This window comes from Microcella sp. (genome assembly GCF_046293215.1).
Taxonomy (GTDB): domain Bacteria; phylum Actinomycetota; class Actinomycetes; order Actinomycetales; family Microbacteriaceae; genus Microcella.
On the sequence record NZ_JBKBPI010000009.1, the window covers coordinates 96,953 to 121,012 of the forward strand.

The window sequence follows — 24,060 nt, forward strand, 5'->3', positions numbered from 1 at the left end:
CTCGTCTATGCCGCGGATGATGGCGTCGAAGGAGGAATCAGTTGGTGCTGCGGGGGGCTCAGTCTGCGTCGTTGAGGCGTCATCAGACGGAACTGGACGTTCAATGATTGTCATCGGTGCCTCAGCTGCTCGCCCCGGAACGCGATCGCGCCACGATTGTCGAGGCGGCAAAGTTCACGACCAGCGTCATGAGGAAGAGCGCAAGTCCCGCCGCCATCAGTGCCGACATTCCAAATTCCGTTGCTTCGCCGTAGCGAAGCGCGATCAATGAGGAGACAGAACTTGCGCCGTTTTCGAGGATGCGCGGCTGAATAACGAACACGGGCGAGATGATCATGTAGACGGCGATGGTCTCCCCGAGGGCTCGTCCGAGTCCCAACATGGTGCCGCCGATCATTCCCCCCGCGCCGAAAGGCAGCACGACAGAGCGGATCATGGCCCATCGTGTCGCGCCAAGTGCGAGTGCCCCCTCCCGCTCGCCGACCGGTGCTTGGTCGAACACCTCGCGCATGATGGACGTCACGATCGGCGTGATCATCAGCGCGACGACGATTCCGGCGATGAAGGTCGATGAGGTGTAGACGGTTGTCGTCGCCAGGGGATCACCCGCGTCAGCCGACTGCACGTTCAGGAACGGAACCCAGCCAAAATTTGTCGAGATCCACCGTGCGACCGGAACGATGGCCCCCTGAAGAAAGAAAAAGCCCCACAGTCCGAACACGACGCTCGGGACTGCCGCCATCAGGTCCACCATCGTCACGAGTGGGCGACGAATGCGGATCGGCGCGTACTGCGTGATGTACAACGCCATGCCGACAGAGAGCGGAACGGCGAAGAAGATTGCGACGAGGGCGATCAATACGGTTCCGACCAGCACGGCGGCGATCCCGAATCGCCCACCGTCCGGCTCCCACGCCTGTTCGGTCAGAAAGCTCCAGCCTGCGACCTCCAGCGCCTGGGAGGCCCGCGCAAGGAGGAAACCCCCGACCAAGAGCATGATCACGAGGACCGCGCTACCAGCTGCGACGGCCGTGCCACGAAAGACGACGTCGGCAGGACCGCGGCGGGTCACCACGGCCCTCGGTTGCACAGCGGTCACGGCACATCCTCAGGGATTTCAGGGGATGCTCAGCGGTACTGAGCGAGCTAAATCTGAGGCTGATGGATTTCGAAATGGGGTGAATGGGGTAAACGGCGGGAACCGAGTTGGCGACTAATCAACGGCCAGTTGGTGTCAAGTCAATGAATGACACGACAGCGAAACCGCGTTCTACCCCCAAGCGGGGGTCGTCGCGCCGGGAGCGGCGTTGTCGCCTCAACACCAATCGTTCACGAAATCCAGACGAAAGTTCCGAACATCGGGCGCTCGTCGAACACGCGGAGAACGTGGTGAGCTGACAATCTCGTCAGCCGAGCGTCACCACGAGTTTGCCCGCGACCTGCTTCGCGGCGAGCCTGTCGAGCGCGGGGCGCGCGTCTGCGAACGGCACCACCTCCGTCACCGCTGACGCGATGCTGCCCTCTGCCAACTGGCCCAGCACGCGGGCGACATCGTCGCCGGTCTCCTTCTGCATGACCGACGCAATACGCTGCGATGCCACCACGTTGGCGAGCGGAACCCGAAACAGCTGCCGGTCGAAGCCTTCGAACACCGGCCCGCCGACCCCGTCGGCGCCCACGATGACGAGCGTGCCGGGTAGGGTGAGCGCCCGCCGCAGCACGTGCAGCGGTCGGCCATCGGCGGTATCGATCACGACGTCGAACGTGCCCCAGCGCGATGGATCACTCTCGCGCGCGTAGTCGATCAGCCGCTCCACGCCGAGGCTGCGCACGAAGTCGAACTTGCGAGCGCTGACCACGGCGGTCACGTCGGCCCCGGCGAGCGCCGCGTACTGCGCGGCGAACGCGCCGACGCCGCCACCCGCCCCGACGACGAGCACGCGCTGGCCCGCCTCCACGCGGGCGACGTCGCGCACCGCCTGCAGGGCGGTGACGGCCGAGATCGGGATGCTCGCCGCATCCGTCATCGAGACCGCCGAGGGCACGAGCGCGAGCTTCCGTGCGGGCGCGACGGCGTACTCGGCGAGGGCACCGGCGCCTGACCCCGCGACGTGGTCGCCCACGGCGATGGTCGTCACCTCCTCGCCGATGGCGACGACCTGACCGGCGAGGGCGAGACCCGGGACCGGCTGACGAGGGGTTCGCCAGCCGACGGCGGGGCGCACCATGAGGGGTCGCCCGGCCAGGAGGTGGATCGTGCCCGCATCGGGGCTCATGGCCTCGACGCGCACGAGAACCTCACCACGCCGCGGTGTCGGCACGGGGCGCATCTCATCGGCGAGCACATCGCTCGTGCCGTACCCGCGCTGCACGAGCGCGCGCATGGTCGTCGGGATGATCGGGGGGACGGTCGGGGTCGCGCTAGTCATCGGGGTGCCTTTCGGGGTGGGCGCTCACGCGCCGTCGGGGTAGCGGAAGATGTCGTCGAGGCCGACCCCGAAGACGCGGGCGATCTGGAAGGCGACTTCGAGAGAAGGCGAATACTTGCCCTGTTCGATCGCGTTAACCGTCTGCCTGGTGACGCCGAGCGCGTCGGCGAGCTGGCCCTGGGTCATGCCACCGTGCTCGTCGCGCAGGTCGCGAATGCGGTTGGTGACACGCGTCGGCTTCACCACGACGGCACCCCCGTGCGGTGCATGACGATGCGCGCGATCGACGACAGGATGCCTGAGGCGACGAAGCCGACGAGGATCGCGTTGGCGATCCAGAAGTGCTCGACCTCGAGGATGGCGAGAATCATCGCGGCGACTGCGCCGATGATGATGAAGGATGCGCCGACCTGATCGGAGAGCCGGTTGATGGCGCGGTCGCGCATATCGGTTCGCCGCGCACGCTCGCCGCCGAACATTCCGACGATGATCGTCAGCACTATTCCGATGACGATCGACCCGCCGATCATCCACGCGATCAGGTCGCCATAGGGGGTTTCGCTGAGCGGAGCGCCGTCTGCGCGGCGAACGAGCAGCGTCAGGTAGGTGGCGTAGGCGCCGATGGTGACGGCCAGTTGAATCCACGCGCCGCGGTGTTCGAAGCTCATCGCGAGCATCCCCTCGATCGTTCGGGTGTCAAGAATTCTTGACACCCGAACGGTAGGGCACGCGCAGCATGCGTGTCAATAATTTTTTACATGTCGACGATCTGCTTGCCGAGCGGCAGCAACGCGACGGGCACCATCTTCAGGTTCGCCCACGCGAACGGGATGCCGATGATCGTGATCGCGAGGGCAAGAGCCGACAGGATGTGCCCGATCGCGAGCCACCAGCCGGCGAGGACCACCCACACGATGTTGCCGAGCGCGGACCCCACCCCGGCGGTGGGTCGATCGACCACGGTCTTGCCGAACGGCCACAGCGAATACACGCCGATGCGCCACGCGGCGATGCCCCACGGAATCGTGACGATGAGCACGACCATGATCAGGGCCGCCAACGCGTAACCGAGGAACAGCCACAGGCCCGACAGAATCAGCCAGATCACGTTGAGGATGAACCGCATGGCCCCAGTCTGGCAGGACGCCACGACACGGCTTCAACCCTCCGACAGTGCGTGACAGCGGCTACTCGTGGAGATGGGGGGAATCGAACCCCCGTCCACTGCTGTGAGCCTGAGCCTTCTACGGGCGTAGTCTGCTGAGACGTTCTGCTCGGCCCCGACCTTTGTTGCAGACCCCTAGGTCGACGGGCCCAGCCTCAGTAAAAGTCCCGTGTGGCCCTGAGACGCAACCACACAGCAAGCCTCCTCACTGACGCCAGCGACCGGGGCGGAGGCGAACCCGGGCTGACGGACTATCTACTCTGCCTTAGGCGGCGAGAGCGAAGTCGGTGCGCTTAGCATTGGCACCTATTGGTTACAGGGAGCGTTTACGAGACAACCCTGCATCCTCGACCCGCTTCTCACAGTTTCGCAGGCAGTGTCGAAACCGATCATCCCCGTGGGGCTCGCATCGTGCATCCCATCGTCCGAATGGAGCATGGATGCTCGTGCGAGCGAGTCGCTGTCACGCACTGTGGAGTTTCGTGAGCCGTTGGCTGCCGTTCGGGCCGGCCACCGGCGTTCTCACACGCTCGCGGGATCCGCGGCGTAGCCCTTCAGTATAGCCGCGCTAGACCTTGTCGGGAACCCTGCCCGCACGCCGAGCACGGAGGTCGACGACGGCGACGATGAGCGCGATCGACACGAACAGCACGATCACGCCCCCGGCGTTGCGGTAGGCGTCCTGGTAGACGACCAGCTGCGAGAACATGCCCTCCTCGCGGTAGACGGTCGCGTAGAAGGCCGACACGGCCGCGGCGAGGCCGACGGCGGTGCCGACGCGCTGGCCGACCTGGCCGATCGAGCCGGCGACGCCGCCCGAGGTCACGGACACTTCCGCAAGGGCGAGGGTCTGGTTGGGGGCGATGACGGCCCCACCGCCGGCCCCGGCGACGAGCATTGCGACCGCCATCGCCCACGGCACGGCGATGGGCGGCAGCAGCAGGGCCGAGGCGACCGCTCCGCCGAAACCGGCGAGCACACCGACAAGACCGACGACGACGATCAGGCGCCCGTATCGATCGACGACCTTCCCCGAGTAGAAGGAGGTCACGGCGCTCGCCAGGGCGAACGGGATCGTGACCATTCCGGCGTACACGGCGGGAAGGTCAAGCCCGAGCTGCAGGAACAGCGTGAGAGTGAGGAAGGTTGCCGGCATGGCGGCGAAGTAGGCCATCGCCAGCACGGTGGCGTTGCGGTAGCTGCGGATGCGAAACAGCGTGAAGTCGATGATCCCGGTGCGGCCGGCCGCGAGGTACCGGCGCTCCCACGCGACGAACAGCGCGGCGATGACGACGAAGGCGCCGAGGAACCACCAGCGCGCCGGGTCGTCGTCGGGGCTGCCGGTCGTGAGCACGAAGGGCAGCATCAGCGCGAGCACGCCCACGCCGAGCAGCGCGGTGCCGACGAGGTCGAGGTCGGCCGGGCCATCGGAAGCGGGCTGGGTGCGCGGCAGCAGCTTGTAGGCGAACGGCAACAGCAGCAGCACGAGCGGTACGTTCATCCAGAAGATGAGGCGCCAGCCGACGTCGTCGCTGCCGAGGCTGACGAAGAGGCCGCCGAGGGTCGGCCCGAAGGCGGTCGAGAGCCCGATGACCGCGCCGAAGATGCCGAACGCGCGCCCGCGCGCCGGGCCCTGGAAGAGCTGCTGGGTGAGCCCGAGCACCTGCGGCATGAGCAGCCCGGCCGAGATGCCCTGCAGGATGCGCGAGCCGATCAGTACTTCGACGCTCGGCGCGATGGCGCAGAACAGGCTGGCAAGCAGGAAGACGACCAGCCCGGCGAGGAACATCCGTCGCCGCGAGTTCAGGTCACCCCAGCGGCCGGCCGGCACGAGCACCACGCCGAACGCCAGCACGTAGCCGGCGACGATCAGCTGCACCTCGGTGGGGCCGGCGCCGAGCGCTTGCTCGATCGCCGGAATGCCGACGTTCACCTTCGATAGGTCGAGAATCGTGAGCGACGCGACCGCGACGGCGATCGCGAACGCCTGCCACCGGGTGCGGTCGGAGTACGTCACCTCGTCGCGCGCGCCGTCTGCCACAAGGGTCGAGCATAGACCGGGGGATGCTGTGCGCCCGGTGAGCGCGCTCCTCTACTCGCCGAGGCGGTTGCGGCTGCGCATGGCCCGCTCGGCCTCGCGCTTGTCCTGCTTCTCGCGCAGCGTCTGGCGCTTGTCGTACTCGCGCTTGCCCTTCGCGACCGCCAGTTCGACCTTCGCGCGGCCGTCGCTGAAGTAGATGCTCAGCGGGATCAGCGTGTAGCCGCCCTCTTTGGTCTTCTGGCTGATCTTGATGATCTGCTGCTTGTGCAGAAGAAGCTTGCGCTTGCGGCGCGGGGCGTGGTTCGTCCAGGTGCCCTGCGAGTACTCGGGGATGTGCACGGCATCAAGCCACGCCTCTCCCCCGTCGATGAAGCCGTAGCCGTCGACGAGGCTCGCGCGCCCTTGACGCAGCGACTTCACCTCGGTGCCGCTCAAGACGAGGCCGGCCTCGAAGGTGTCCTCGATCGTGTAGTCGTGACGCGCCTTGCGGTTGGTCGCCACGACCTTCTGACCCTGCTCTTTCGGCATGGCGCCCCTCCTTTCCACTCAGCGCGTCGGGTGACCGTCACGGGCGCGCGGGGCAGCGCGCAGCCCTCCAGCATAGCCCGGCTCCGAGCATCCATTTCGGGCGGATGCTCGGTGCGCGACGGGCGCGCACGAATCAGACGCGCAGATACCGGCTGATCGCGACGTTCGACGCGATCGCGGCGAGCACTCCACCCGCGATGAGCAAGACGGGGGCGACCAGCAGGGCGTCGTCGACCGTGACGAAGCTCGTGCCCGGGAGGGTTTGCGTCAGATAGCCCTGCACGAAGAAGTGCACGATCGCGATGACGGCGCCGCCGGCGAGCAGCGAGCCGAGCAGGGCCGCGACGACCCCCTCGAGCACGAAGGGGGTCTGGATGAAGCGGTTCGAGGCTCCGACGAGGCGCATGATGCCGAGTTCGCGGCGACGCGAGAAGGCGCTCAGACGGATCGTCGTGGCGATCAGCAGTGCGGCCGCGACGAGCATGAGGGCGGCAATGCCCACCGCCGTGAGGCTCGAGGCGTTCAGGATCGCGAAGATCTGGTCGAGGTAGCTGCGCTGGTCGACCACCGACTCGACCCCGGCGAGACCCGCGAGCGCGTCGGAGAGGATCTGGCTCTGCTCGGGGTCGACGAGGTTCACCCAGAACGCCTCGGTCATGAGTTCGGGCGTGACGAGGGAGGCGATCGCGTTGCCGGCGAACTGGTCTTGGAAGTTCTGGAACGCGAGCTCTTGGTCTTCGAAGTAGTAGGCGTCGATGAACGGTGCGAGAGTTGCCGACTGCAGTTGTGCCTCGACGGCGGCGATCTGGTCGTCGGTCGCGGCCTGCTGGTCGCAGCTGCCGGCCGTCGTGAAGTCGGTGCAGAAGTAGACGGCGACCTGGGCGCGGTCGTACCAATACGTCTTCATCTGGGTGATCTGCGACTGCAGGAGGATCGCCGTGCCGACGAAGGTGAGCGAGATGAAGGTCACGAGCACGACCGAGACGACCATCGAGAGGTTGCGGCGAAGCCCCTGCCCGACCTCGCTGAGAACGAGTCCGAGCCTCACGGGGTGACCTCCGCGGGGCCGAACGACTGCTCGCGCACGAGCGGCACGGCCTGGGTGTAGCTGCCGCCGCGCTCGTCGCGCACGATGCGTCCGCCGACGAGCTCGACGACGCGGCGCTGCAGCCGGTCGACGATGCCGACGTCGTGGGTCGCCATGACGACGGTCGTGCCGTTGGCGTTGATGCGCTGCAAGAGCGTCATGATGCCGTCGGAGGTTGCGGGGTCGAGGTTTCCGGTCGGCTCGTCGGCCAGCAGGATCGACGGCTTGTTGACGACGGCGCGGGCGATCGCGACGCGCTGCTGCTCACCGCCCGAGAGCTCGTGCGGGAAGCGCCCGCCCTTGCCGTCGAGGCCGACGGTCGCGAGCGCGTCGGGCACCGCTTCGTGAATGAAGCCCTTCGACTTGCCGATGACCTGCAGGGTGAAGGCGACGTTGTCGAACACGGTCTTGTTCGGCAGCAGCCGGAAGTCTTGGAAGACAACCCCGAGGTTGCGGCGGAAGTACGGCACCTTGCGGCTCGAGATGCGGCCAAGGTCTTGCCCGAGCACGTGGATCTGACCCGAGGTGGGGCGCTCTTCCTTCAGCACGAGGCGCAGGAAGCTCGACTTACCCGAGCCGGACGCGCCCACGAGGAAGACGAACTCGCCGGCGAGAATCTCGAGGTCGACGGCATTGAGCGCCGGCCTCGCGTTGCCGCGGTACACCTTGGTGACCTCATCGAATCGAATCACGCCGGTCAGCGTAGGCGGGGGCGCGGGATGCACGGGGTTGCCACGCGCGCGCCACCTCGACTCTCAGGCGCCCCTTACGTGCGCCGGCCTAGTCGGTGGGCTTTTGCTTGCGCCACTTAATGCCCGCGGCGATGAACGCGTCGAGGTCGCCGTCGAACACCTTCGAGGGGTTGCCCTCCTCGTACTCGGTGCGCAGGTCTTTCACCATTTGGTATGGGGCGAGCACGTACGAGCGCATCTGGTCGCCCCAGCTGGCGGTGATGGTGCCGGCCAGCTCTTTCTTCGTCGCGGCCTCCTGCTCTTTCTGCAGCAGGAGCAGGCGCGACTGCAGCACACGCATGGCGGCGGCTCGGTTCTGAATCTGGCTCTTCTCGTTCTGCATCGAGACGACCGTGCCGGTCGGCAGGTGGGTGATGCGCACGGCCGAGTCGGTGGTGTTGACGCTCTGGCCGCCGGGGCCCGAGGAGCGGAAGACGTCGACCCGGATGTCGGATTCGGGGATCTCGATCTCGGCCGTCTCCTCCATGAGCGGGATGACCTCGACCGCGGCGAAGCTCGTCTGACGCTTGCCGGCCGCACCGAACGGGCTCATGCGCACCAGCCGGTGGGTGCCCGCCTCGACGCTGAGCAGCCCGAACGCGTGCGGAGCGTCGATCTGGAACGTCGTCGACTTGATGCCCGCCTCTTCGGCGTAGGAGGTGTCCATGACGGTCGCCGAGTAGCCGTGCTGCTCGGCCCAGCGCAGGTACATGCGCTGCAGCATCTCGGCGAAGTCGGCGGCATCGACGCCTCCCGCGCCGGCGCGAATCGTCACCACGGCGGGCCGGTCGTCGTACTCGCCGTCGAGCAGGATCTGCACCTCGAGGTCGCCGAGCATCTTCTCGATGCCCGCCAACTCCTCGGCCGCCTCGGCGGCCGAGTCGGCGTCATCGGCCTCGCGGGCCAACTCGATGAGCACCTCGAGGTCATCAAGGCGCTGCTCGAGCTCGGTGATGCGCTTGAGCTCGGCCTGCTTGTGGCTGAGGGCACTCGTCACCTTCTGGGCGGCGTCGACGTCGTCCCAGAGGTCGGGGGCAGCCGCCTTCTCGCCCAGCTCGGCGATCTCTGCACGCAGGCGGTCGACGTCGACGACGGCGCGGATGTCGCGGAAGGTGGAGCGGGCGGCGGCGATGCGCTCAGAAAAATCGAGGTCGATCATTGTGTCTCCAGCCTATCGGCGTGGCCTGGGGCGCCTTCGAGCGCTAGGGTCGCTCGTGAGCCGCACCGCGCATCCCGATGTGTGTAAAGGAGCCCCGTGTCGACCGCCACGCTGACTGCCGCGCTGACGCACCGTCTCGCGCTGTTCGCCGCCGGGCAGCTGCTGCTCACGCTGATTTTCGCGCTCGCAGGCGTCGCCGAGCCGTTCGCGGCGGCCGGCGCCTGGTGGCCGGTCACGGCGATCGTCGTGAACGTTGTCTCGCTCGTGCTGATGCGCTGGTGGCTGCACCGCCACGACCGGCGCCTGCGCGACGTGTACCGCGTCGAGCCGCACCGGGTGCCGCGCGTGCTGGGGCTCGTTGCCCTCGTGACGGTGATCGCACTCGCGCTCGGTGCCGGCGGAACCCTCGGGCTCGGCGCGCTGCTGTTCGGCGACCCCCAGCTGGCGGTTGGCGCGCTCGTGCAGCCGCTGCCGGCGTGGGCGATCATTCCGGTGGTGGTCGTGTTTCCGCTGACGACGGCCGCCGTCGAGTTGCCGCTGTACTTCGGCATTGTGCTGCCCGAGCTGCGTGAAAGGGGTCTCGGCGAAGGGAGTGCCGTGCTGATCGCGGGTGGCGCGCTCGCGCTGCAGCACGTGGCTCTGCCGCTCAGCGCCGACCCGGCGTTTATCGCGTGGCGGGCGCTGATGTTCGTCGCCTTCGCGATTTTTCTCGCCCTCGCGCTGTCACGCAGGCCCGTGCTGCTGCCCTACCTCGTGGGCATTCACTACCTCCTCGACCTGGCGGTCGCCCTGCAGTTCGCGGGGGTCGCGCGCTAGGTGCTGCTGTCGGGCGCGGGTGGTGCTGACAGGGTGCTCGCCGACGACTGTGTGCCCGCGGACGCGTCCGCGCTCGACGGGGAGTGGGCGCTGGAGGCCGAGCGCACGCTCGACACCGACTGTGCGCTCGCGGCCGACTGCGCACTCAGCGGAGTGGCCACCTCGAGCGACATCTCGGCAGCCATCCGTGCCGCCGGATGCATGTCGGCGTCGACGGGATGCTCGGGGGCGGGAACCGTCTCGGTGGGCGCCGCCGGAATGTCGGTGAACGCGGTCGACGGCAGATCCTTCTCGCCATTCACGATCGCCTCGACGATGCGGGCGGCGACCGCCTCGGGGAGGTAGCCGGTCGGGAACTTCGGCGTCTCTCCCGCGATGGGGTGCCGTGACAGCTCGGTTTCGGTGTGGCCGGGCCGGGCATCCAGGACGCGGATTTTCTGGCGGCGCAGCTCGCGCGCGGCGACCTGCGTGAACGCGTGCAGGGCCGTCTTGACGGCGGAGTAGGCGGCGAGCCCGTTGGTGGGGCTCTCGGCGACGAGGCCCGACAGGGTGACGACGAAGGGCTCTCCCCCGGCTTCGGCGCTCTTCGCGAGCGAGTCGGTGGCGGCGCGCATGACGCGCACGGGCCCAGCGGCATTGACCTGCCAGAGCTGCTCGAGGGTCTCATTCGTGAGTTCGGCGACGGGGCCGAACGCGACGACTCCGGCGGCGTTGATGACTCCGTCGAGCCTGCCGTTGGCGGTGACGGCCGTCGCGACGAGGGTGCGGGCGAAGTTGGGGTCGGCCAGGTCGCCGGGCACGAAGGTCGCCGGGATGCCGAGCGCTTCGAGGTTGGTCATGTTTCTCGCGCTGAGCGTGAGCTTCGCGCCGCGCTCGTGCAGCATGCGCGCAATGTGCCGGCCAAGGCCGCCCGTTGCGCCCACGACGATGATCGACGCGCCCTCCAGGTTGGTCATGCGGTGAGCGTATCGGCCGCACTCTGGGAACGTGCATGGGGCACTCAGAAAACTCAGTGAGCGCGCAGGTTTGGTGTTGCGTGTGTTGACGGCGCGGGTGTGGCGCCGCGGGAACCGTGGCCGCTACTGCAGCACGCTGCGGGCGGTCGCCGTCACCTCGATCGTCAGCCCCTCTGGCACGAACAGGGTGACGACGGGCGGGCGCCAGGCGGCCTCGAGCGTCACTTCGGCGGAGACCCCGTCGGGGGTGCGGGCGGCGACGAGGCGCAGGGCCTCGAATCCCGACGTGGGCGCCTCGCTCAGGTACGCGCTCACGTCGCGCGCGACGCCGGCGTCGTCAAGCCTCGGTCGCAGGCTGCCGTCGGGCGCGCGCACCGCGTCAAGGTCGAACGATTCAGCACCGACGAGCGCGGCCCCGTCGGCCAGCGTGAACAGTCGCTTGCGTTCGAGGTAGAGCGAGGTGGCGGCCGACACCAGCAGCACGACGACGAGTCCGAGCGCGGCGTACCCCGCGATGAGCGGGAGGATCGATCCGGTGTCGTCGGCGAGCATCCGGGATGCGCGGGGCGCCGTCGCGCGCGCTCGTCGCCTCATCGCGCGCCCCAGAACCGCGAGACCTGCTGGGTGGCGGCTGCGTCGATGGGTATGGCGAGCGGCGTGCGCAGGTCGAGCGCGTCGGGGACGAGCGGCAGAGGCACGCGCGCGCTGACCTCGACCGTGACCCAGCCACGGCGGGTGTGGCAGGCGGCGGGGTTGGGCTGGCACGAGATCGTGAGGTCGACGGCCTCGGCAGCGACCCCGTGGTCGGCGAGTGCGAGCTCGAGCGCCCGCGCGGCCGCGGCGCTGCCCGCGGCGGTGTCGGGAGCCTGCACGAAGACGCGGGCTGCGTGGCGGGCCGCCCCCTCGGTGGCGAGCGCGGCGGACTGGATCGTAGCGAGCGCGACGATCAGGTACACGAGCGGAATGAGCAGGAGCATCCCGGCGGTGATGAATTCGAGTGAGGCGGAGCCGTCGTCGGCGGCCGCACGGGAAAGGAGACGGCGCCGGGCGTCGCTCCGCCGTCGAGTCTCAGCGCAGCGGTTCGAGCGCCGCACGGCCACTCACCTCCAAGGCTCCGTCGATGCCGAACAGGCCCACCATCGGCAGCGGCGCGCGAACCGTCACCACGACGACGGGATGCTCGCCGAACGTTCCGAAGCCGGCGCCCACGTCACCGGCGTAGCGCGGCCCGATCGCCGTCGCGATGAGCTCGCGGGAGCGCTCAACGCCCGCCTCGAGCGAACTGTCGGCGAGCGCCGCGAAGCGCGCCCCCTCGGCAGCGGCGTCGATCAGCGTGGTGCGCACGTGCAGGGCGAGAGCCAGCTGCAGCATGGCCAGCAGCACGAGGGTGAGCAGGGTGCCGACAAGCACGAATTCGACCGGGGCCGAGCCGCGGTCGTCGTCGAGTCGTCGGGGCAGCATTCGGGTATTCGCGGTGAGGGATGCGGGTGGTGACTGGGGCCGGCAGGCTAGAAGGTCGCGACCCGGTCGATCGCCTGCTGGAAAACGCCAGACAGGGCGGGGCCGGCGAGCGCCCAGATCAGAATGACGAGGCCCGCGGTCATGAGCGTGATGAGCACCCAGCCGGGCACATCCCCTCGATCGTCGTCGAGGTGGCGGGCGAGTCGGGCGCGGAGACGGGACATGACGATTCCTTCCGGGGGCGGGATGAACGCGAGCAATAATGCGTGGCTTCGCGCGGTGAGTGGTGACCTGTCCACAGGTCTGGGCAGCGGGGCGCCGGTGTCGGTGGTCGGGCGTAGCGTGACCGCATGAATATCGTTTTGATTCCCGGGTTCTGGCTCGACGGCGACTCGTGGCGTGACGTGGCCGACCCCCTGCGCGCGGCCGGGCACGCCGTCCACGCGGTGACACTGCCGGGTCTGGAGTCGGTCGACGCCGATCGTGCCGACATCGGGCTCGGCGATCATGTTGATGCCGTCGTGCGTCTCATCGACGAGCTTCCGGGTGACCGTGTACTGCTCGTCGGCCACAGCGGCGGCGCGGCGGTCGCGTACGCGGCCGTCGATGCGCGACCCGATCGGGTCGCGGAGGTCGTGTACGTAGACGCGGGTCCGCTCGGCGACGGGCAGAGCGTCAACACCGAACTGCCCGTCGTCGGCGGCGAGATTCCGCTTCCCCCGTGGGAGGCGTTCGAGCCGGACGACCTCGTTGACCTCACCGACGAGCTACGCGAGGCATTTCGCGCGCGGGCGATCCCCCAACCGGCGCGGGTGGCGAGCGACCCGCAACGGCTCACCAACGACGCACGCACCCGGGTACCGGCCACCATCGTGTGCTGCGAGTTCCCGTCCGCGATGCTGCAGCAGTGGGTTGCCGCCGGCGAGCCGATGGTGGCCGAGGTGGCCGCGATCGACGAGGTGCGCTACGTCGACCTGCCGACCGGTCACTGGCCGCAATTCACGAAACCCGCCGAGCTCGCAGAGGTCATCGCCGAGGTAGCCGCTCGGCACGGCTAACCGACCTGATCGCGTCCGGTGCGGGCAGCCTAGAAGCCGAATTGCAGCACCAGCAGGCCCGGGTACACCGCGAACAGCACCGTCACCGGCAGGATGAGGAACACGAGCGGGATCAGCATCGCGACCTCGCGGGTGCCCGCCGCCTCCAGTAGCGAACGCTTGGCGTCGTCGCGAGCGTCCGCCGCCTGGGCTCGCAGCACCTCGGTCAAGGGCGTACCCCGTTCGATCGCCGCCAACACCTGATCGACGAGGCGCGACACCGACGGGATCGCCAACTCGTCGCGCAACTCGGCGAGACCCTCCGCGATCGGCTGGCCAGCCGCCTGCCGAGACACCACGCGGTCGAGCTCGCCGGCCAACTCTCCACTGCCCATGCGGGCAACCCGACGCAGCGCCTCCACGATGGACTCCCCCGCCGCGACGCTCAAGGCGAGGAACTCCACGACGGTGGGGAATTCCTGGGCGATGCGCTGGGAGCGGCGCTTCGCCGCCCGCGCGAGCACAGCATCCACGAGGGCGATACCGGCGATCGCGCCGGCGCCAATTCCGACAATGGCGACGGGGATGACGGCCAGCGACTCGCGGCCGGCGACGACTCCGAGCGCCGCGCCCGCAGCAGCACCGATGAGGGCGCCGGACAGCTGCCGGGTGCGTTGGCCGCCCACCGTCGCGGACGATCCGGACTGCCGCAGGCGCGTACGAATGGTCGCCTCGCCGCCGAGGACGGACTCGAGAAGGCGCGTACCCCGCTCGGCAAGCGGCGCGAGCAGCGCGCCGAGCACGGGCAACGGGTCGGAGCGCCGCGGGGCGACAAGCTGGGCTGCGATCGGGCTGACATCGACGAGGTACGGCGCGAGGCGCTGGTCGAGCCGGGGGCGGCCGATGCGTGGCACGGCGCTCGCGAGCAGCCACAGCCCGAGGCCGAGGGTGCCACCGGCGACGAGGGCGGCCGCGAGGGCGGGATTCACCGGAACCACCGTCCCTCTTCGGGCAGGCGACCGATCGCGACCATCAGTCGGTACGCCACGAGGGTTGCCGCGAGGCCCGCGGCGACGAGCGCAACGCCACCCGGAGTGTTGTAGGCGGCCTGAGCCTCCGGGCGCGAGCCGAGCATGAGCAGCACCACCCAGGGCGCTGCGACGCCGAGCCGCGCGGCCGTGCGCACCCACGACTGGCGCGCCTCCACCTCGCCGCGCACCGCCACCTCGGCACGCAGGTAGTGCGACAGCGACCGCAGAACGGCGGGCAGCTCCGTGCCGCCCACCTCCCTCGCCATGCGGAGCGTCTCGACAATGCGGTCGGCGACCGGGTCGGCGAGGCTTCGCTTCAGGGTGTCGAGGCTTTCATCGAAACGGGCGGTGCGCATCCAGTCGCGGCGAAACGCGACGAATGCCGGGCGGACCGCGTCGGGCGCGCTGTCGCCCAGCGCGCTGATCGCGTCGGGAAGCCCACGCCCCGCACGGATGCTCGACAACAGCAGGTCAACGACATCAGGCCAGAGGGCGCGCAGCGCGCGGCGCCGGGCGGCGGCGCGGGCGCGCAGGAGCAGGATCGGAGCCACCGCGCACACGGCCGCCGCCGCCGGAGCGAGGGCGAGAACAGGGACCAGGAGGAGGACGAGGCCCGCGCCGATGACCGCGAGCACCACCATCACGGCCACGAGCACGGCGGGAGACACCGCGGCGAGGCCGGCGCGTGCGAGCAAATCGGCGAGGCGTCCCGGGGAGCCGGGGCGAGCATCCGCCGGTTTCGGGGTTCGAGGCCAGAGCCAGGGCGAGGCGACCAGCAGCACTCCCGCGGCAAGGAGCAGGGCGACGACGACGGTCATGCGGCGTGGCCGATCACGGGGCGCGGGTCGAGCCCCGCGTCGGCGAACTTCTGGGGTCGGGGCGGAAGCGAGCCGGTGGCGACCAGATTCCCGAGAGCATCGCGGACGAAGAGGGGCGCAACCGTGATTCCGTCGGCGGCGACCGCGCCGGTCGGGGCAACGATCTCTCGCACGCGACGGCCCCTGTCGGGAGCGAGCTCGAGGTGCACGACGATGTCGATCGCGCTGGCGACCGTCGGCACGACGAACGAAGAGTCGATGTTGCGGCCGGCCAAGAGGGGCAGCGTCGAGAGCTTGATGAGGGCATCCCGTGCGCTGTTCGCGTGCAGCGAGCACATGCCCGGCATTCCGCTGTTCAGGGCGATGAGCAGGTCGAGCGACTCGGCCTCACGCACCTCGCCGACGACCAGGCGGTCGGGGCGCATGCGCAGCGCCTCCTTGATGAGGCGGCGCAGGGTGATCTCGCCCGTGCCCTCGAGGTTGGCGCTGCGGCACTGCATCGCGACCACGTCGGGGGCGTCGAGGTCGAGTTCGAAGGTCTCCTCCACGGTGATGATGCGCTCGCTCGGGCGGGCGCTCGCGAGCATGGCGCCGAGCATCGTCGTCTTGCCGGTGTGCGTCGCGCCGCTGACGAGAATGTTGCAGCCGGCCAGCACGCTCATGCGCAGAAACTCGGCCGCTTGCGGGGTAAGCGACCCAAGTTCGACGAGGCGCGTCAGCGAGCGGATACGCTGCGAAAACTTGCGCACGTTTACCGCCCAGTGCCGCCGCGTCACGTCCGGAATCGCCACGTGAAGGCGGGAGCCGTCGGGCAGGCTCGCGTCGACGAACGGCGAGCTCAAGTCGACCCGGCGACCGGTGGCCTGCAGCATGCGCTCGACGATCACGCGCACCTGATCGTCGGTCAGCGTCAGCGGCACGCGCTCGGTGACACCGGAGCGGGCGACGAAGATCGCGTCGGGCGCGTTCAGCCAGATCTCTTCGACCTCGGCGTCGTCGAAGTAGGGCTGCAGGGCGCCATACCCGGTGAGGCCGGCGAGCACCTCGCCGTGCGTGCGCACCTCATCGTGGATGCGCGGCAGCGCGCCCGACAGCGACCGCTCGGCGTAGACGCGCAGCTCTTCGCGCACGAGGCGCTCGGCGGCGTCGGGATCGCGGTGCAGGTCGACGCGCTCGCTGCGCACGCGGGCCCGCACCCGGTCGGTGATGGTGGCGACGGGGGTGGACATGCGCGACATTGTGCGCGGGGGCGGGGCGAGCATCCGAGTTTCTGTCCACAAGAGCGTCGGGGCGCTCGCGCCAGCGGATGCGCGCGACCGCGCGGCGGCGCTACTGCCAGGCGAGGGCCGAGCGCGCCGCCCAGTACTGCGCCGGCTCGACGGCGAGCGACGACGTCGCTGTCAGCTGGCTCGGCGCCAGCGGGGCCGCTGCGACGTTGGCCGCCAACTGCTGTTCGGTCACGGCCCCGGTGAGCGCAATGTCGACGAAGGGTTGGGCGAGGGCCCAGCCGAGGGCGGCCGCCTCGGGGGCGACACCCGTCGCCGCGGCGAGGGCGGCCGCCCACGGCGTCGCGGGCTCACCCTCCGGCGTCGAGGCGAGGCGCCCGTTGGCGAAGACCTCCTTGGCGACGACGACCCATCCGGCCTCGTGGGCACGCTCGAGCGCGTGCCCTACCGATGGCTCGAGCACGTTGATGGTCGCCTGGACGGCAGAAAACGGGGTGTCGTTGAGGCCTCGGGCCGCATCCAGCACATCGCCCTGGTGGGGGCCGCTGGTGCTGATGCCGACCCGCACGCCGTCGGCGGCGAGCTCCCGCAGCCGGTCGAGCAGCGCGCCGTCGCCCAGCGCGGGGCTGTCCGGGGTCACCGAGTGAATGAGGTACAGGTCGGGCGAGGCGCCCAGCGCGGCGAGCGTCTGCGGCCACTGCTCCTCGACGTGCGCCAGCGAGTGGTCTTTGACCTCGTGCACGTCGACGTCGCGCTGCCAGTCCGCCACGTAGCGGTAGCCCCACTTGGATCCGATCGTGAGCTCGGGGCGCCGCTCGGGATGCTCAGACAGCCACTCCCCCAGAAACTGCTCGGCGAGGCCGTAGGAGCGCGCCGCGTCGACATACCGCACCCCCGCAGCCCATGCCGCGTCGAGCATGGAGTGCGCGCGTGCCCGCATGCGGTCGACACCGCGGTCGGAAAACGCGCCCAGGTCTCGATCGCGATCGAGGGCGATGTAGGCGGGCCGGCCGAGTGCGGCAAGGCCCAGGCCGAGAGATGCGGTCACGCCCGTAAGCCTAGGGAAGAACGAACCGCGCCACGTCGCCCCGCTCGGGAGCCACGCGGCCAGAAATTGCCTATCGTTTGTTTCCGAATGAATCGCTAGGCTGGGGCAATGGCTGATCTCACCGGCTTCATGGCCCCGCAAACCCCCACCGGCAAGAGCGCGATCATCCCCGACATGCCGTGGTACTACTCCGGAACGCTACTCACCGCCGAGTACCGCACCGACCCCGCCAACGTCGCCGCCCTCCTGCCCGAGGGCCTCGAGCTGGCCGACGACGACCCGGGCGCCGTCGCCCTGATCTGGGCCGACTGGCAGTCGTGCTCGGCGTCCGGAGCAGAGCTGCTCGACCCGCAGCGCTCGCAGTACCTCGAAACCTTCGCCGTCGTGCGCGTGAAGCACGACGGTCAGACGTACACGCGCTGCGTCGCCATTTGGGTCACGAAAGACTTCGCGATCGCCCGCGGCTGGTTCCAGGGTTACCCGAAGAAGCTCGGCTCGATGGCCGTCACCCGCGTCATGAACGTCGGCCGCGCCGCCCCGCGCCTCGCCCCGGGCGCGAAAATCGGCGCCTCGCTCGCCGCCTACGACCACCGACTCGCCTCGCTCGTCGTCACCCTCGACTCCGAGAGCGACACCAACGGCTTCGTCAACGGGCACCCCATGCTGCACTCGCGCTGGATGCCCTCGATCACCCCCGGCGCCGGCAACTCGCTCGACCAGCTCATCACCATGGGTGGAGTCGATGCCGAGATCGGCGCCACCTGGCGCGGCGACTTCGAGCTCGAACTGCACGACTCCCCCTGGGACGAGCTCGCGTCGATCCTGCCTATCCACGAGAAGATCGGCGCCTACTACCGCGAGATCGGCGTGACCTTCAACGGCGGAAAGCTCGTGCACGACCAGTCGAACCCGAGCGTGTAGACCGATCGCGAGGGGACGCCCTCCCACCGCGAGCATCCGAGTGGTACCATATCCGGTACGACTTGGGAGGCCGTCATGACCGCGATCAGTGCATCCGAAGCGCGCAAGACGCTCTTTGGGATCATCCAGCAGGTGAACGACGACCACGCGCCCGTTGAAGTGGTGTCGAAGCACGGCAACGCCGTCATCTTGTCGAAGGCCGACTACGACGCGATGGCCGAGACCGCCCACCTGCTGCGCAACCCTGCCAACGCTGAGCGGCTCCTCGCGTCGATCGAGCGCGCCCGACGCGGAGAGTTCGAGCAGTACGACCTCGTCGATCCGTGACTCGCGCCCTCGCGTTCGACGCCCACGGCTGGGAAGACTACGTCTACTGGCAAAGCCAAGATCGTAAGACACTGAAGCGCATCAACACCCTCATCGCCGACGTACGGCGTGATCCCTTCGCAGGGATCGGCAAGCCCGAGCCCCTCAAGCACGTACTGTCGGGCGCCTGGTCTCGCCGCATCGACGACACCAACCGGCTCGTGTACTACGTCACCGACGAGCACATCGTGATTCTGCAGGCGCGGGCGCACTACTAGAGATCGAGACAGCACCCACGCTCCCTCGACTACAGGTCGAGACAGCACCCACGCTCCCTCGACTACAGGTCGAGACAGCACCCACGCTTCCTCGACTAGAGGTCGAGGAAGTACTCCTTGACCTCCCAGTCGGTGACCTCGTCGGGCATGTCGGGGCCGACCGCCTCGGTGAAGCGCTCGATCTCGTCGCGCTTCATGACCTCGAAGACATCGACCAGCGGGCCGCCCATCAGTTCGATGAGGCGCTCGTCGGCGCGCAGAGCATCGAGGGCGTCGCCGAGGGTCATCGGCAGCACGGGGCACGAGTCGTCTTCGTACGCGTAGCCGACAGCGGCGGGCGGCGGCTCAAGCTCGCGGCGGATTCCGTCGAGCCCCGCGGCGAGCAGCGCCGCCGTCATCAGGTAGGCGTTCGCGGCACCGTCGCCGAGGCGGATCTCGAGGCGCGTGCCTCCCCCGCGCTCCGGCGGGATGCGCACCATCGCGCTGCGGTTGTCGAGACCCCAGTTCGCTCGGTACGGGGCGAGAGTGTCCGGCCCGAGGCGACGGAAAGCGTTGATCGTCGGGTTGCAGATGGCCACCAGCGCGGAGGCGTGCTCCATGATGCCCGCGATCATGTGGCGGGCCGTCTGGCTGAGCCCGTCGGGCGCCGACGCGTCGTGCATGAGGTTCTCGCCCGTCGGGCTTTCGAGCGACAGGTGCAGGTGGAAGCCGCTGCCGCCCTCGTCGCTCCACGGCTTGCCCGAGAAGGTGGCGGCCTGGCCGAGGCGGGCGATGACGTCCTTGACGCCGGCCTTGAGCATCCAGATGCGGTCGCACGCATCGAGTGCCTCGCCGTGCCAGATGTTGATCTCGTACTGGCTCGGGCTGAACTCGTGATTGCCGGCGAACACGCCGATGCGCAGGCGGTCGAGCATGCGCAGCAGGTGCAGAAAGGTGCCCTTCGGGTCGACCGTCGCACCCGAGGTGTAGACGCGGCCAGACGGGTTGATCGCGCGGCGGTAGGTGCCGTCGTCGTTCTTGTCGGCGATGTAGAACTCGAGCTCGGGGCCGGCGACCGGCACGAGGCCGAGAGCCTTGTACTCGTTGACGATGCGCTCGAGCAGCGTGCGCGGGGCGAGCTCGTTCGGCGTCATGTCGGGGTTGTTCGCGCCGGCGACGACGTACGCGACACCCGGCTCCCACGGAAGCGCCCGCCACGTCTCGGGGACGATCTGCGTCACGAAGTCTTCGAGCCCGTTCGAGAGCACGTCGGCACCGTCGAGCACGCCGCCCTGCGTCGTCGTGACCCACACGCCCTGGCAGAACGTCGGCCCGCCGTGATGGATCTTGTCGAGCTCGCTGACGAGCAGATCTTTCGAGCGGATCGTGCCGATGATGTCGGCATAGATCACGCGCAGCACGTCGATCTCGGCGGCGATGAGCTCGCTCTGCAGGTTGGCGAGACTGTGCGTCATGGTGCGACTCCCTTGTGGCACTCGTGGCGTGTTGGGGCGACAGTACCGCTCGACCCGGGTGGTCGGTGCGGGCGTGCCCTGGCGAATCATCTCTGATTCGTTCGTAAACAAACGATACTGTAGTTGCGGCGGCGCGTCGATGGGCCGCCACGCCGAAGCGAGCATCCCGTTTGCGATCGGCGACCGCGATCTCGACGAGGAGTTCCCGCGATGCGTGCCCTGTTCATCCAGCACGACCATGTTTCGCCGCTCGGCCCCGTCGGCGACCGGTTCGCCGATCACGGTTACGACATCGACACGGTGCTTGTCGTGCCCGAAGAGCAGTTCGCCTCGCCGAACATCCCCTTCGTATTCCCCGACGCGACCGACTACGACGTCATCGTGCCGCTCGGCTCGCCGTGGGGCGCGTGGGACGACGCCTGCATCGGCAACTGGCTGCTACCCGAGATCGACTGGATGCGCCAGGCCGTCACCGACGACGTCCCCGTTCTCGGCATCTGCTTCGGCGGCCAGCTCATCGCCCGCGCGATGGGCGGGTCGGTGGCGCCGGCCCCCAAGGGCGAGATCGGCTGGACCGCCATCTGGAGTGACCGGCCGGCGCTCGTAGGGCCGGGCCCGTGGTTTCAGTTCCACTACGACCGGTGGCAGCTGCCGCCCGGCGCCGTCGAGATCGCCCGCAACCCGGTCGCCTCGCAGGCCTTCACCATTCGGCGCTCGCTCGCGGTGCAGTTTCACCCCGAGCTCGATGCGGCGGGGCTGAAGGGCTGGCTCGACTGGGGCGGCGACGCGAAGGTGGAAGCCGACGGCCAGGATCCGGCCGTGATGCTCGCCCAGACCGTGGCCGAGCAGTCGGCCGCGCGCGAGCGCACGAACGCGCTCGTCGACGCGTTCCTCACCGAGGTGGCAGGCCTGCCGACGCGGGTGTGACGCGCGCGTGAGGCGGGCGCCCTACGGCGCCACGCGCACGATGATCTTGCCGCGTACGTGGCCACTCTCACTGTGCCGCACGGCGTCGGCGATGCGCTCGAGCGGGTACACCTCGCCCACGACGACGCGAATCGCGCCCTCGCCGAGCAGTGCCGCGAGCGTCGCCAGATCGTCCGGGTCGCGGCGGGCCAGGATGCTGACAATCGTCTTCTTCGTAAACCGATTCGCAACAGCCCGCTTCGCGACAGCCGCCACCGGCGCGACCCAATCGCCGCGGGGCGCCCCCACGACGGCGAGCACCCCGTCGGGGGTCAGCAGCCGCGCGAGCTCGCGGGTGGGACGCGCGCCGCTCGCCTCAACGACAATGTCGTATCGTGCGAGCCCGTCATCGAGGGTGTCGGCGGCGTAGTCGAGCACGGCCTCGGCGCCGAGGCGCAGGGCGAGCTCGCGGTTTCCGGCGCTCGTGACCGCCGTCACGTGGGCGCCGAAGTGGGCCGCGAGCTGGGTGGCGATGCTGCCGACCCCGCCCGTGGCCCCGATGATCATGACGCGCGGCGGCATGGGTTCGACGCCGGCGCCGTCCCAGGTTCTCGGGGCATCGAGCCCGCCCCGACGGAGCGCCTGCAGCGCGGTGACGGCGGCGATGCCGAGCCCCGCCGCCTCCTCGACGCCCACGGCGGGCGGCCGATGCGCGAGGCCCTTCTCGGCGACAACCGCGTGCTCGGCCCAGGCGCCCTTGCCGTAGCCGAACACCTCGTCGCCGACCGCGAAGTGCGTGACCCCCGCACCCACCGCCTCGACCGTGCCGGCAAGGTCGCTTCCGAGCGCCGCGTCTTTCGGCTGCGGAACGCCGCGAGCGAGCCGAATCAGGTACGGGGTGCCGCGCAGCTCGTGCCAGTCGAGCGGATTCACCGAGCTCGCGGCGATGCGCACGCGAACCTGGCCCTCCCCGGGTTCCGGGAGGGGCGCATCCACGATCTCAAGGGTTTCCGGGCCGCCGTAGCGGCGCGCGATGACGGCCTTCATGCCCTCAGCATGGCGGGTTGTGAGGACGAGCGTGACGTTTCTCAGGAGTAGAGACGCGCCGGCGCCGAATCAGCGCGTGTTTTCGGGGCGAGCGGCGCTCTACTCCTGAGAAACGTCACACAGCGGCGCGGCACAGAGCGGCGCGGCACCGAGCGTCGCGGTGCGGCGCCGCAGAGCCGCGCGGCCACACCACGTCGGCACGTGAGAGTGAATAGCGTCGCGCGCCCCCGATTGCGGGCCGTGCCCGGCCGACTAGACCACTCGCACGGGCATGCGCTTGATGCCGTGCACGAAGTTGGAGCGCAGGTAGTCGATGTCGCCGGTGCGCTCGAGCGTCACGTCGCGGGTAAGGAGGTCTTCGAACATGATGCGCAGCTCGATGCGGGCGAGCGCGTTGCCGAGGCACATGTGCGGGCCGCCGCGCCCGAACGACATGTGTTCGTTCGGGTTGCGGGTCACGTCGAAGCGGTACGGCTCGTCGAACACCGAGTCGTCGCGGTTGCCCGATGCGAACCAAACCACGACCTTGTCGCCCTCGGCGATGGCGGTTCCCGAGAACTCGGTGTCGGTCGTCGCCGTGCGACGGAAGTGGTAGACCGGCGAGGCGTACCGCAAGAACTCTTCGACCGCCCACGGGATCAGCGAGGGATCGTTGCGCAGGATGTCGAGCTGATCGGGGTTGTTCAGCAGGTTGTTCATCGAGTGCGTGATGGTGTGGCGGGTGGTCTCGTTGCCGGCCACCACGAGCAGCAAGAAGTTCGTGTTGAACTCGTGCTCGGTGAGCGGCTGCCCGTCGGAGGGCACACCGTCGGCGAGGAGGGTGACGAGATCGGAGCCACCCTTTCCGCGCCGCGCCTCGGCCATGTGCCGGCCGTACTCGTACACCTCGATCGCCGCCGGCGAGCGGAACGGCACATGCCGGTACTCGTCGCTGTCGGCCGATCCGATCAGCACGTCGGCGTGCTCCGGGTCGGTGTTGCCGACCATGCGGTTTCCCCATTCGATGAGCTTGCCTGTGTCGTTGTCTGGCACATCGAGCAAGCGCGCGAGCACGCGAATGGGGAAGTCAGCACTGACCTCCTCCACGAAGTCGAACGAGCCCTTGGCGAGGGCCGCGTCGAGGGTCTTGGCGGTGATGCCGCGCAGGAAGGTCTCGTACTTCGCGACCGCCTGCGGGGTGAACTGACCCTGCAGCATCCGGCGAAGCGCTCGGTGTCGCAGACCGTCGGTTTCGAGCAGCGACCGGCGCTGGTCTTGCAGTTCGGGGTCGACCTCTTCGAGGTTCGTGAACTTCGTCGAGGTGAAGGTGTCGGTGTCGCGCAGCACGCGCACGATGTCGTGGTAGCGGGTGACCGACCAGAAGCCGTGGTTCGGTGCCTCTTCGTCTGACCAGTGCAACCCGGGCGTGGCGCGAAGCTCGTCGAAGGTCGACCAGGGGGCGCCGCCCGCGAACAGGTCGAGGTCAGCAAGGTTCGGCTGGGTGAGGGTGTGCGTCATTGCAGCGCCTTTGTTCCGGGGACGATTGTTTGGATGCTAACGAATCTCCGCGCATCCGTCGAGTCCCCCTGCCGAAACGATCGAATTCCGCGCATTCGCCCCCGTATGGCGTTGAATG

Annotated in this window: 28 protein-coding genes and 1 other RNA gene; 6 read left to right on the top strand and 23 right to left on the bottom strand. The window is 69.0% G+C overall.

The features are described 5' to 3' along the window. Nucleotides 1–121: 121 nt before the first annotated feature. The 11 genes from pstC to prfB all read right to left on the bottom strand — a co-directional run bounded on the left by pstC (nucleotide 122) and on the right by prfB (nucleotide 9,140). The gene (pstC, locus tag ACK4SC_RS09345) at nucleotides 122–1,099 is read right to left on the bottom strand and encodes a phosphate ABC transporter permease subunit PstC (protein WP_409617329.1); all 978 of its coding nucleotides are present in this window, start codon (nucleotides 1,097–1,099) and stop codon (nucleotides 122–124) included. Between the two features lie 307 nt (nucleotides 1,100–1,406). Continuing rightward, nucleotides 1,407–2,429 carry an NAD(P)-dependent alcohol dehydrogenase gene (locus tag ACK4SC_RS09350; RefSeq protein ID WP_409617331.1) on the bottom strand — a complete coding sequence of 341 codons (1,023 nt, stop codon included), beginning with the start codon at nucleotides 2,427–2,429 and terminating at the stop codon, nucleotides 1,407–1,409. 24 nt (nucleotides 2,430–2,453) lie between these two features. Then, the gene (locus tag ACK4SC_RS09355; protein WP_409617333.1) at nucleotides 2,454–2,675 is read right to left on the bottom strand and encodes a helix-turn-helix transcriptional regulator; all 222 of its coding nucleotides are present in this window, start codon (nucleotides 2,673–2,675) and stop codon (nucleotides 2,454–2,456) included. Beyond that, the gene (locus ACK4SC_RS09360; RefSeq protein WP_409617335.1) at nucleotides 2,669–3,142 is read right to left on the bottom strand and encodes a hypothetical protein; all 474 of its coding nucleotides are present in this window, start codon (nucleotides 3,140–3,142) and stop codon (nucleotides 2,669–2,671) included. Before ACK4SC_RS09360 ends, ACK4SC_RS09355 begins: the two co-directional genes overlap by 7 nt. A 41-nt stretch (nucleotides 3,143–3,183) precedes the next feature. Further along, nucleotides 3,184–3,555, bottom strand: coding sequence for a YccF domain-containing protein (locus ACK4SC_RS09365; RefSeq protein WP_409617337.1), 372 nt, complete (start codon nucleotides 3,553–3,555; stop codon nucleotides 3,184–3,186). Nucleotides 3,556–3,620: 65 nt separating this feature from the next. Then, nucleotides 3,621–3,991: a transfer-messenger RNA gene (ssrA, locus tag ACK4SC_RS09370) on the bottom strand. Nucleotides 3,992–4,162: 171 nt separating this feature from the next. Then, on the bottom strand, nucleotides 4,163–5,635 hold the full coding sequence (locus ACK4SC_RS09375; protein WP_409617339.1) for an MFS transporter: 1,473 nt from the start codon (nucleotides 5,633–5,635) through the stop codon (nucleotides 4,163–4,165). A gap of 51 nt (nucleotides 5,636–5,686) precedes the next feature. Beyond that, nucleotides 5,687–6,163 carry an SsrA-binding protein SmpB gene (gene smpB / locus ACK4SC_RS09380; RefSeq protein WP_130284229.1) on the bottom strand — a complete coding sequence of 159 codons (477 nt, stop codon included), beginning with the start codon at nucleotides 6,161–6,163 and terminating at the stop codon, nucleotides 5,687–5,689. 133 nt (nucleotides 6,164–6,296) lie between these two features. Beyond that, nucleotides 6,297–7,211 (bottom strand): permease-like cell division protein FtsX, encoded by a 915-nt coding sequence (ftsX, locus tag ACK4SC_RS09385; protein ID WP_409617341.1) that lies wholly within the window; start codon nucleotides 7,209–7,211, stop codon nucleotides 6,297–6,299. Then, nucleotides 7,208–7,942 (bottom strand): cell division ATP-binding protein FtsE, encoded by a 735-nt coding sequence (gene ftsE / locus ACK4SC_RS09390; protein WP_096422510.1) that lies wholly within the window; start codon nucleotides 7,940–7,942, stop codon nucleotides 7,208–7,210. Before ftsE ends, ftsX begins: the two co-directional genes overlap by 4 nt. Before the next feature lie 88 nt (nucleotides 7,943–8,030). Further along, a complete protein-coding gene (gene prfB, locus ACK4SC_RS09395) occupies nucleotides 8,031–9,140 on the bottom strand; it encodes a peptide chain release factor 2 (protein ID WP_409617343.1) in 1,110 nt (369 codons plus the stop codon). Nucleotides 9,141–9,236: 96 nt separating this feature from the next. On the opposite strand from prfB, the gene ACK4SC_RS09400 reads away from it, so the two are divergent. Continuing rightward, nucleotides 9,237–9,956 (top strand): hypothetical protein, encoded by a 720-nt coding sequence (locus tag ACK4SC_RS09400; RefSeq protein ID WP_409617345.1) that lies wholly within the window; start codon nucleotides 9,237–9,239, stop codon nucleotides 9,954–9,956. Here ACK4SC_RS09400 and ACK4SC_RS09405 read toward each other — a convergent pair. The 5 genes from ACK4SC_RS09405 to ACK4SC_RS09425 all read right to left on the bottom strand — a co-directional run bounded on the left by ACK4SC_RS09405 (nucleotide 9,953) and on the right by ACK4SC_RS09425 (nucleotide 12,597). Continuing rightward, entirely contained in the window at nucleotides 9,953–10,912 is a 960-nt protein-coding gene (locus ACK4SC_RS09405; protein WP_409617347.1) for an SDR family NAD(P)-dependent oxidoreductase, read from the bottom strand. The two genes, ACK4SC_RS09400 and ACK4SC_RS09405, sit on opposite strands and share 4 nt — an antisense overlap. 123 nt (nucleotides 10,913–11,035) lie before the next feature. Next, a complete protein-coding gene (locus ACK4SC_RS09410) occupies nucleotides 11,036–11,506 on the bottom strand; it encodes a pilus assembly protein TadG-related protein (RefSeq protein ID WP_409617349.1) in 471 nt (156 codons plus the stop codon). After that, on the bottom strand, nucleotides 11,503–12,006 hold the full coding sequence (locus ACK4SC_RS09415; RefSeq protein ID WP_409617351.1) for a hypothetical protein: 504 nt from the start codon (nucleotides 12,004–12,006) through the stop codon (nucleotides 11,503–11,505). Before ACK4SC_RS09415 ends, ACK4SC_RS09410 begins: the two co-directional genes overlap by 4 nt. Further along, entirely contained in the window at nucleotides 11,981–12,373 is a 393-nt protein-coding gene (locus tag ACK4SC_RS09420) for a TadE/TadG family type IV pilus assembly protein (RefSeq protein ID WP_409617353.1), read from the bottom strand. Before ACK4SC_RS09420 ends, ACK4SC_RS09415 begins: the two co-directional genes overlap by 26 nt. Nucleotides 12,374–12,420: 47 nt before the next feature. Then, the gene (locus ACK4SC_RS09425) at nucleotides 12,421–12,597 is read right to left on the bottom strand and encodes a hypothetical protein (RefSeq protein ID WP_173826884.1); all 177 of its coding nucleotides are present in this window, start codon (nucleotides 12,595–12,597) and stop codon (nucleotides 12,421–12,423) included. 126 nt (nucleotides 12,598–12,723) lie between these two features. On the opposite strand from ACK4SC_RS09425, the gene ACK4SC_RS09430 reads away from it, so the two are divergent. After that, entirely contained in the window at nucleotides 12,724–13,431 is a 708-nt protein-coding gene (locus tag ACK4SC_RS09430; RefSeq protein WP_409617355.1) for an alpha/beta fold hydrolase, read from the top strand. Nucleotides 13,432–13,460: 29 nt separating this feature from the next. On the opposite strand, the gene ACK4SC_RS09435 is transcribed toward ACK4SC_RS09430, so the two are convergent. The 4 genes from ACK4SC_RS09435 to ACK4SC_RS09450 form a co-directional block, all read right to left on the bottom strand. After that, entirely contained in the window at nucleotides 13,461–14,399 is a 939-nt protein-coding gene (locus ACK4SC_RS09435; RefSeq protein ID WP_409617357.1) for a type II secretion system F family protein, read from the bottom strand. Further along, nucleotides 14,396–15,259, bottom strand: a complete 864-nt coding sequence (locus ACK4SC_RS09440; protein WP_409617359.1) for a type II secretion system F family protein — start codon at nucleotides 15,257–15,259, stop codon at nucleotides 14,396–14,398. The genes ACK4SC_RS09435 and ACK4SC_RS09440 overlap by 4 nt, the downstream gene beginning before the upstream one ends. Continuing rightward, nucleotides 15,256–16,488 (bottom strand): CpaF family protein, encoded by a 1,233-nt coding sequence (locus tag ACK4SC_RS09445; protein ID WP_409617361.1) that lies wholly within the window; start codon nucleotides 16,486–16,488, stop codon nucleotides 15,256–15,258. The genes ACK4SC_RS09440 and ACK4SC_RS09445 overlap by 4 nt, the downstream gene beginning before the upstream one ends. 100 nt (nucleotides 16,489–16,588) lie before the next feature. After that, nucleotides 16,589–17,533 carry an aldo/keto reductase gene (locus ACK4SC_RS09450; RefSeq protein ID WP_409617363.1) on the bottom strand — a complete coding sequence of 315 codons (945 nt, stop codon included), beginning with the start codon at nucleotides 17,531–17,533 and terminating at the stop codon, nucleotides 16,589–16,591. A 108-nt stretch (nucleotides 17,534–17,641) separates the two neighbouring features. On the opposite strand from ACK4SC_RS09450, the gene ACK4SC_RS09455 reads away from it, so the two are divergent. The 3 genes from ACK4SC_RS09455 to ACK4SC_RS09465 all read left to right on the top strand — a co-directional run bounded on the left by ACK4SC_RS09455 (nucleotide 17,642) and on the right by ACK4SC_RS09465 (nucleotide 19,038). Further along, complete coding sequence (locus ACK4SC_RS09455; RefSeq protein WP_409617365.1) at nucleotides 17,642–18,454, top strand: acetoacetate decarboxylase family protein; 813 nt, start codon at nucleotides 17,642–17,644, stop codon at nucleotides 18,452–18,454. 75 nt (nucleotides 18,455–18,529) lie between these two features. Beyond that, nucleotides 18,530–18,781 carry a type II toxin-antitoxin system Phd/YefM family antitoxin gene (locus ACK4SC_RS09460; RefSeq protein ID WP_409617367.1) on the top strand — a complete coding sequence of 84 codons (252 nt, stop codon included), beginning with the start codon at nucleotides 18,530–18,532 and terminating at the stop codon, nucleotides 18,779–18,781. After that, the gene (locus tag ACK4SC_RS09465; RefSeq protein ID WP_409617369.1) at nucleotides 18,778–19,038 is read left to right on the top strand and encodes a Txe/YoeB family addiction module toxin; all 261 of its coding nucleotides are present in this window, start codon (nucleotides 18,778–18,780) and stop codon (nucleotides 19,036–19,038) included. Before ACK4SC_RS09460 ends, ACK4SC_RS09465 begins: the two co-directional genes overlap by 4 nt. Before the next feature lie 95 nt (nucleotides 19,039–19,133). Here ACK4SC_RS09465 and ACK4SC_RS09470 read toward each other — a convergent pair whose 3' ends face one another. Then, nucleotides 19,134–20,492 carry a glutamine synthetase family protein gene (locus tag ACK4SC_RS09470; protein WP_409617371.1) on the bottom strand — a complete coding sequence of 453 codons (1,359 nt, stop codon included), beginning with the start codon at nucleotides 20,490–20,492 and terminating at the stop codon, nucleotides 19,134–19,136. Nucleotides 20,493–20,702: 210 nt separating this feature from the next. Here ACK4SC_RS09470 and ACK4SC_RS09475 point away from each other — a divergent pair, with 210 nt between their 5' ends. After that, nucleotides 20,703–21,419 carry a type 1 glutamine amidotransferase gene (locus ACK4SC_RS09475; protein WP_409617373.1) on the top strand — a complete coding sequence of 239 codons (717 nt, stop codon included), beginning with the start codon at nucleotides 20,703–20,705 and terminating at the stop codon, nucleotides 21,417–21,419. A gap of 21 nt (nucleotides 21,420–21,440) precedes the next feature. On the opposite strand, the gene ACK4SC_RS09480 is transcribed toward ACK4SC_RS09475, so the two are convergent. Both ACK4SC_RS09480 and ACK4SC_RS09485 read right to left on the bottom strand, forming a co-directional pair. Next, nucleotides 21,441–22,445 carry an NAD(P)-dependent alcohol dehydrogenase gene (locus ACK4SC_RS09480; protein ID WP_409617375.1) on the bottom strand — a complete coding sequence of 335 codons (1,005 nt, stop codon included), beginning with the start codon at nucleotides 22,443–22,445 and terminating at the stop codon, nucleotides 21,441–21,443. A 252-nt stretch (nucleotides 22,446–22,697) separates the two neighbouring features. Then, complete coding sequence (locus ACK4SC_RS09485; protein WP_409617377.1) at nucleotides 22,698–23,942, bottom strand: cytochrome P450; 1,245 nt, start codon at nucleotides 23,940–23,942, stop codon at nucleotides 22,698–22,700. Between the last annotated feature and the right edge of the window lie 118 nt (nucleotides 23,943–24,060).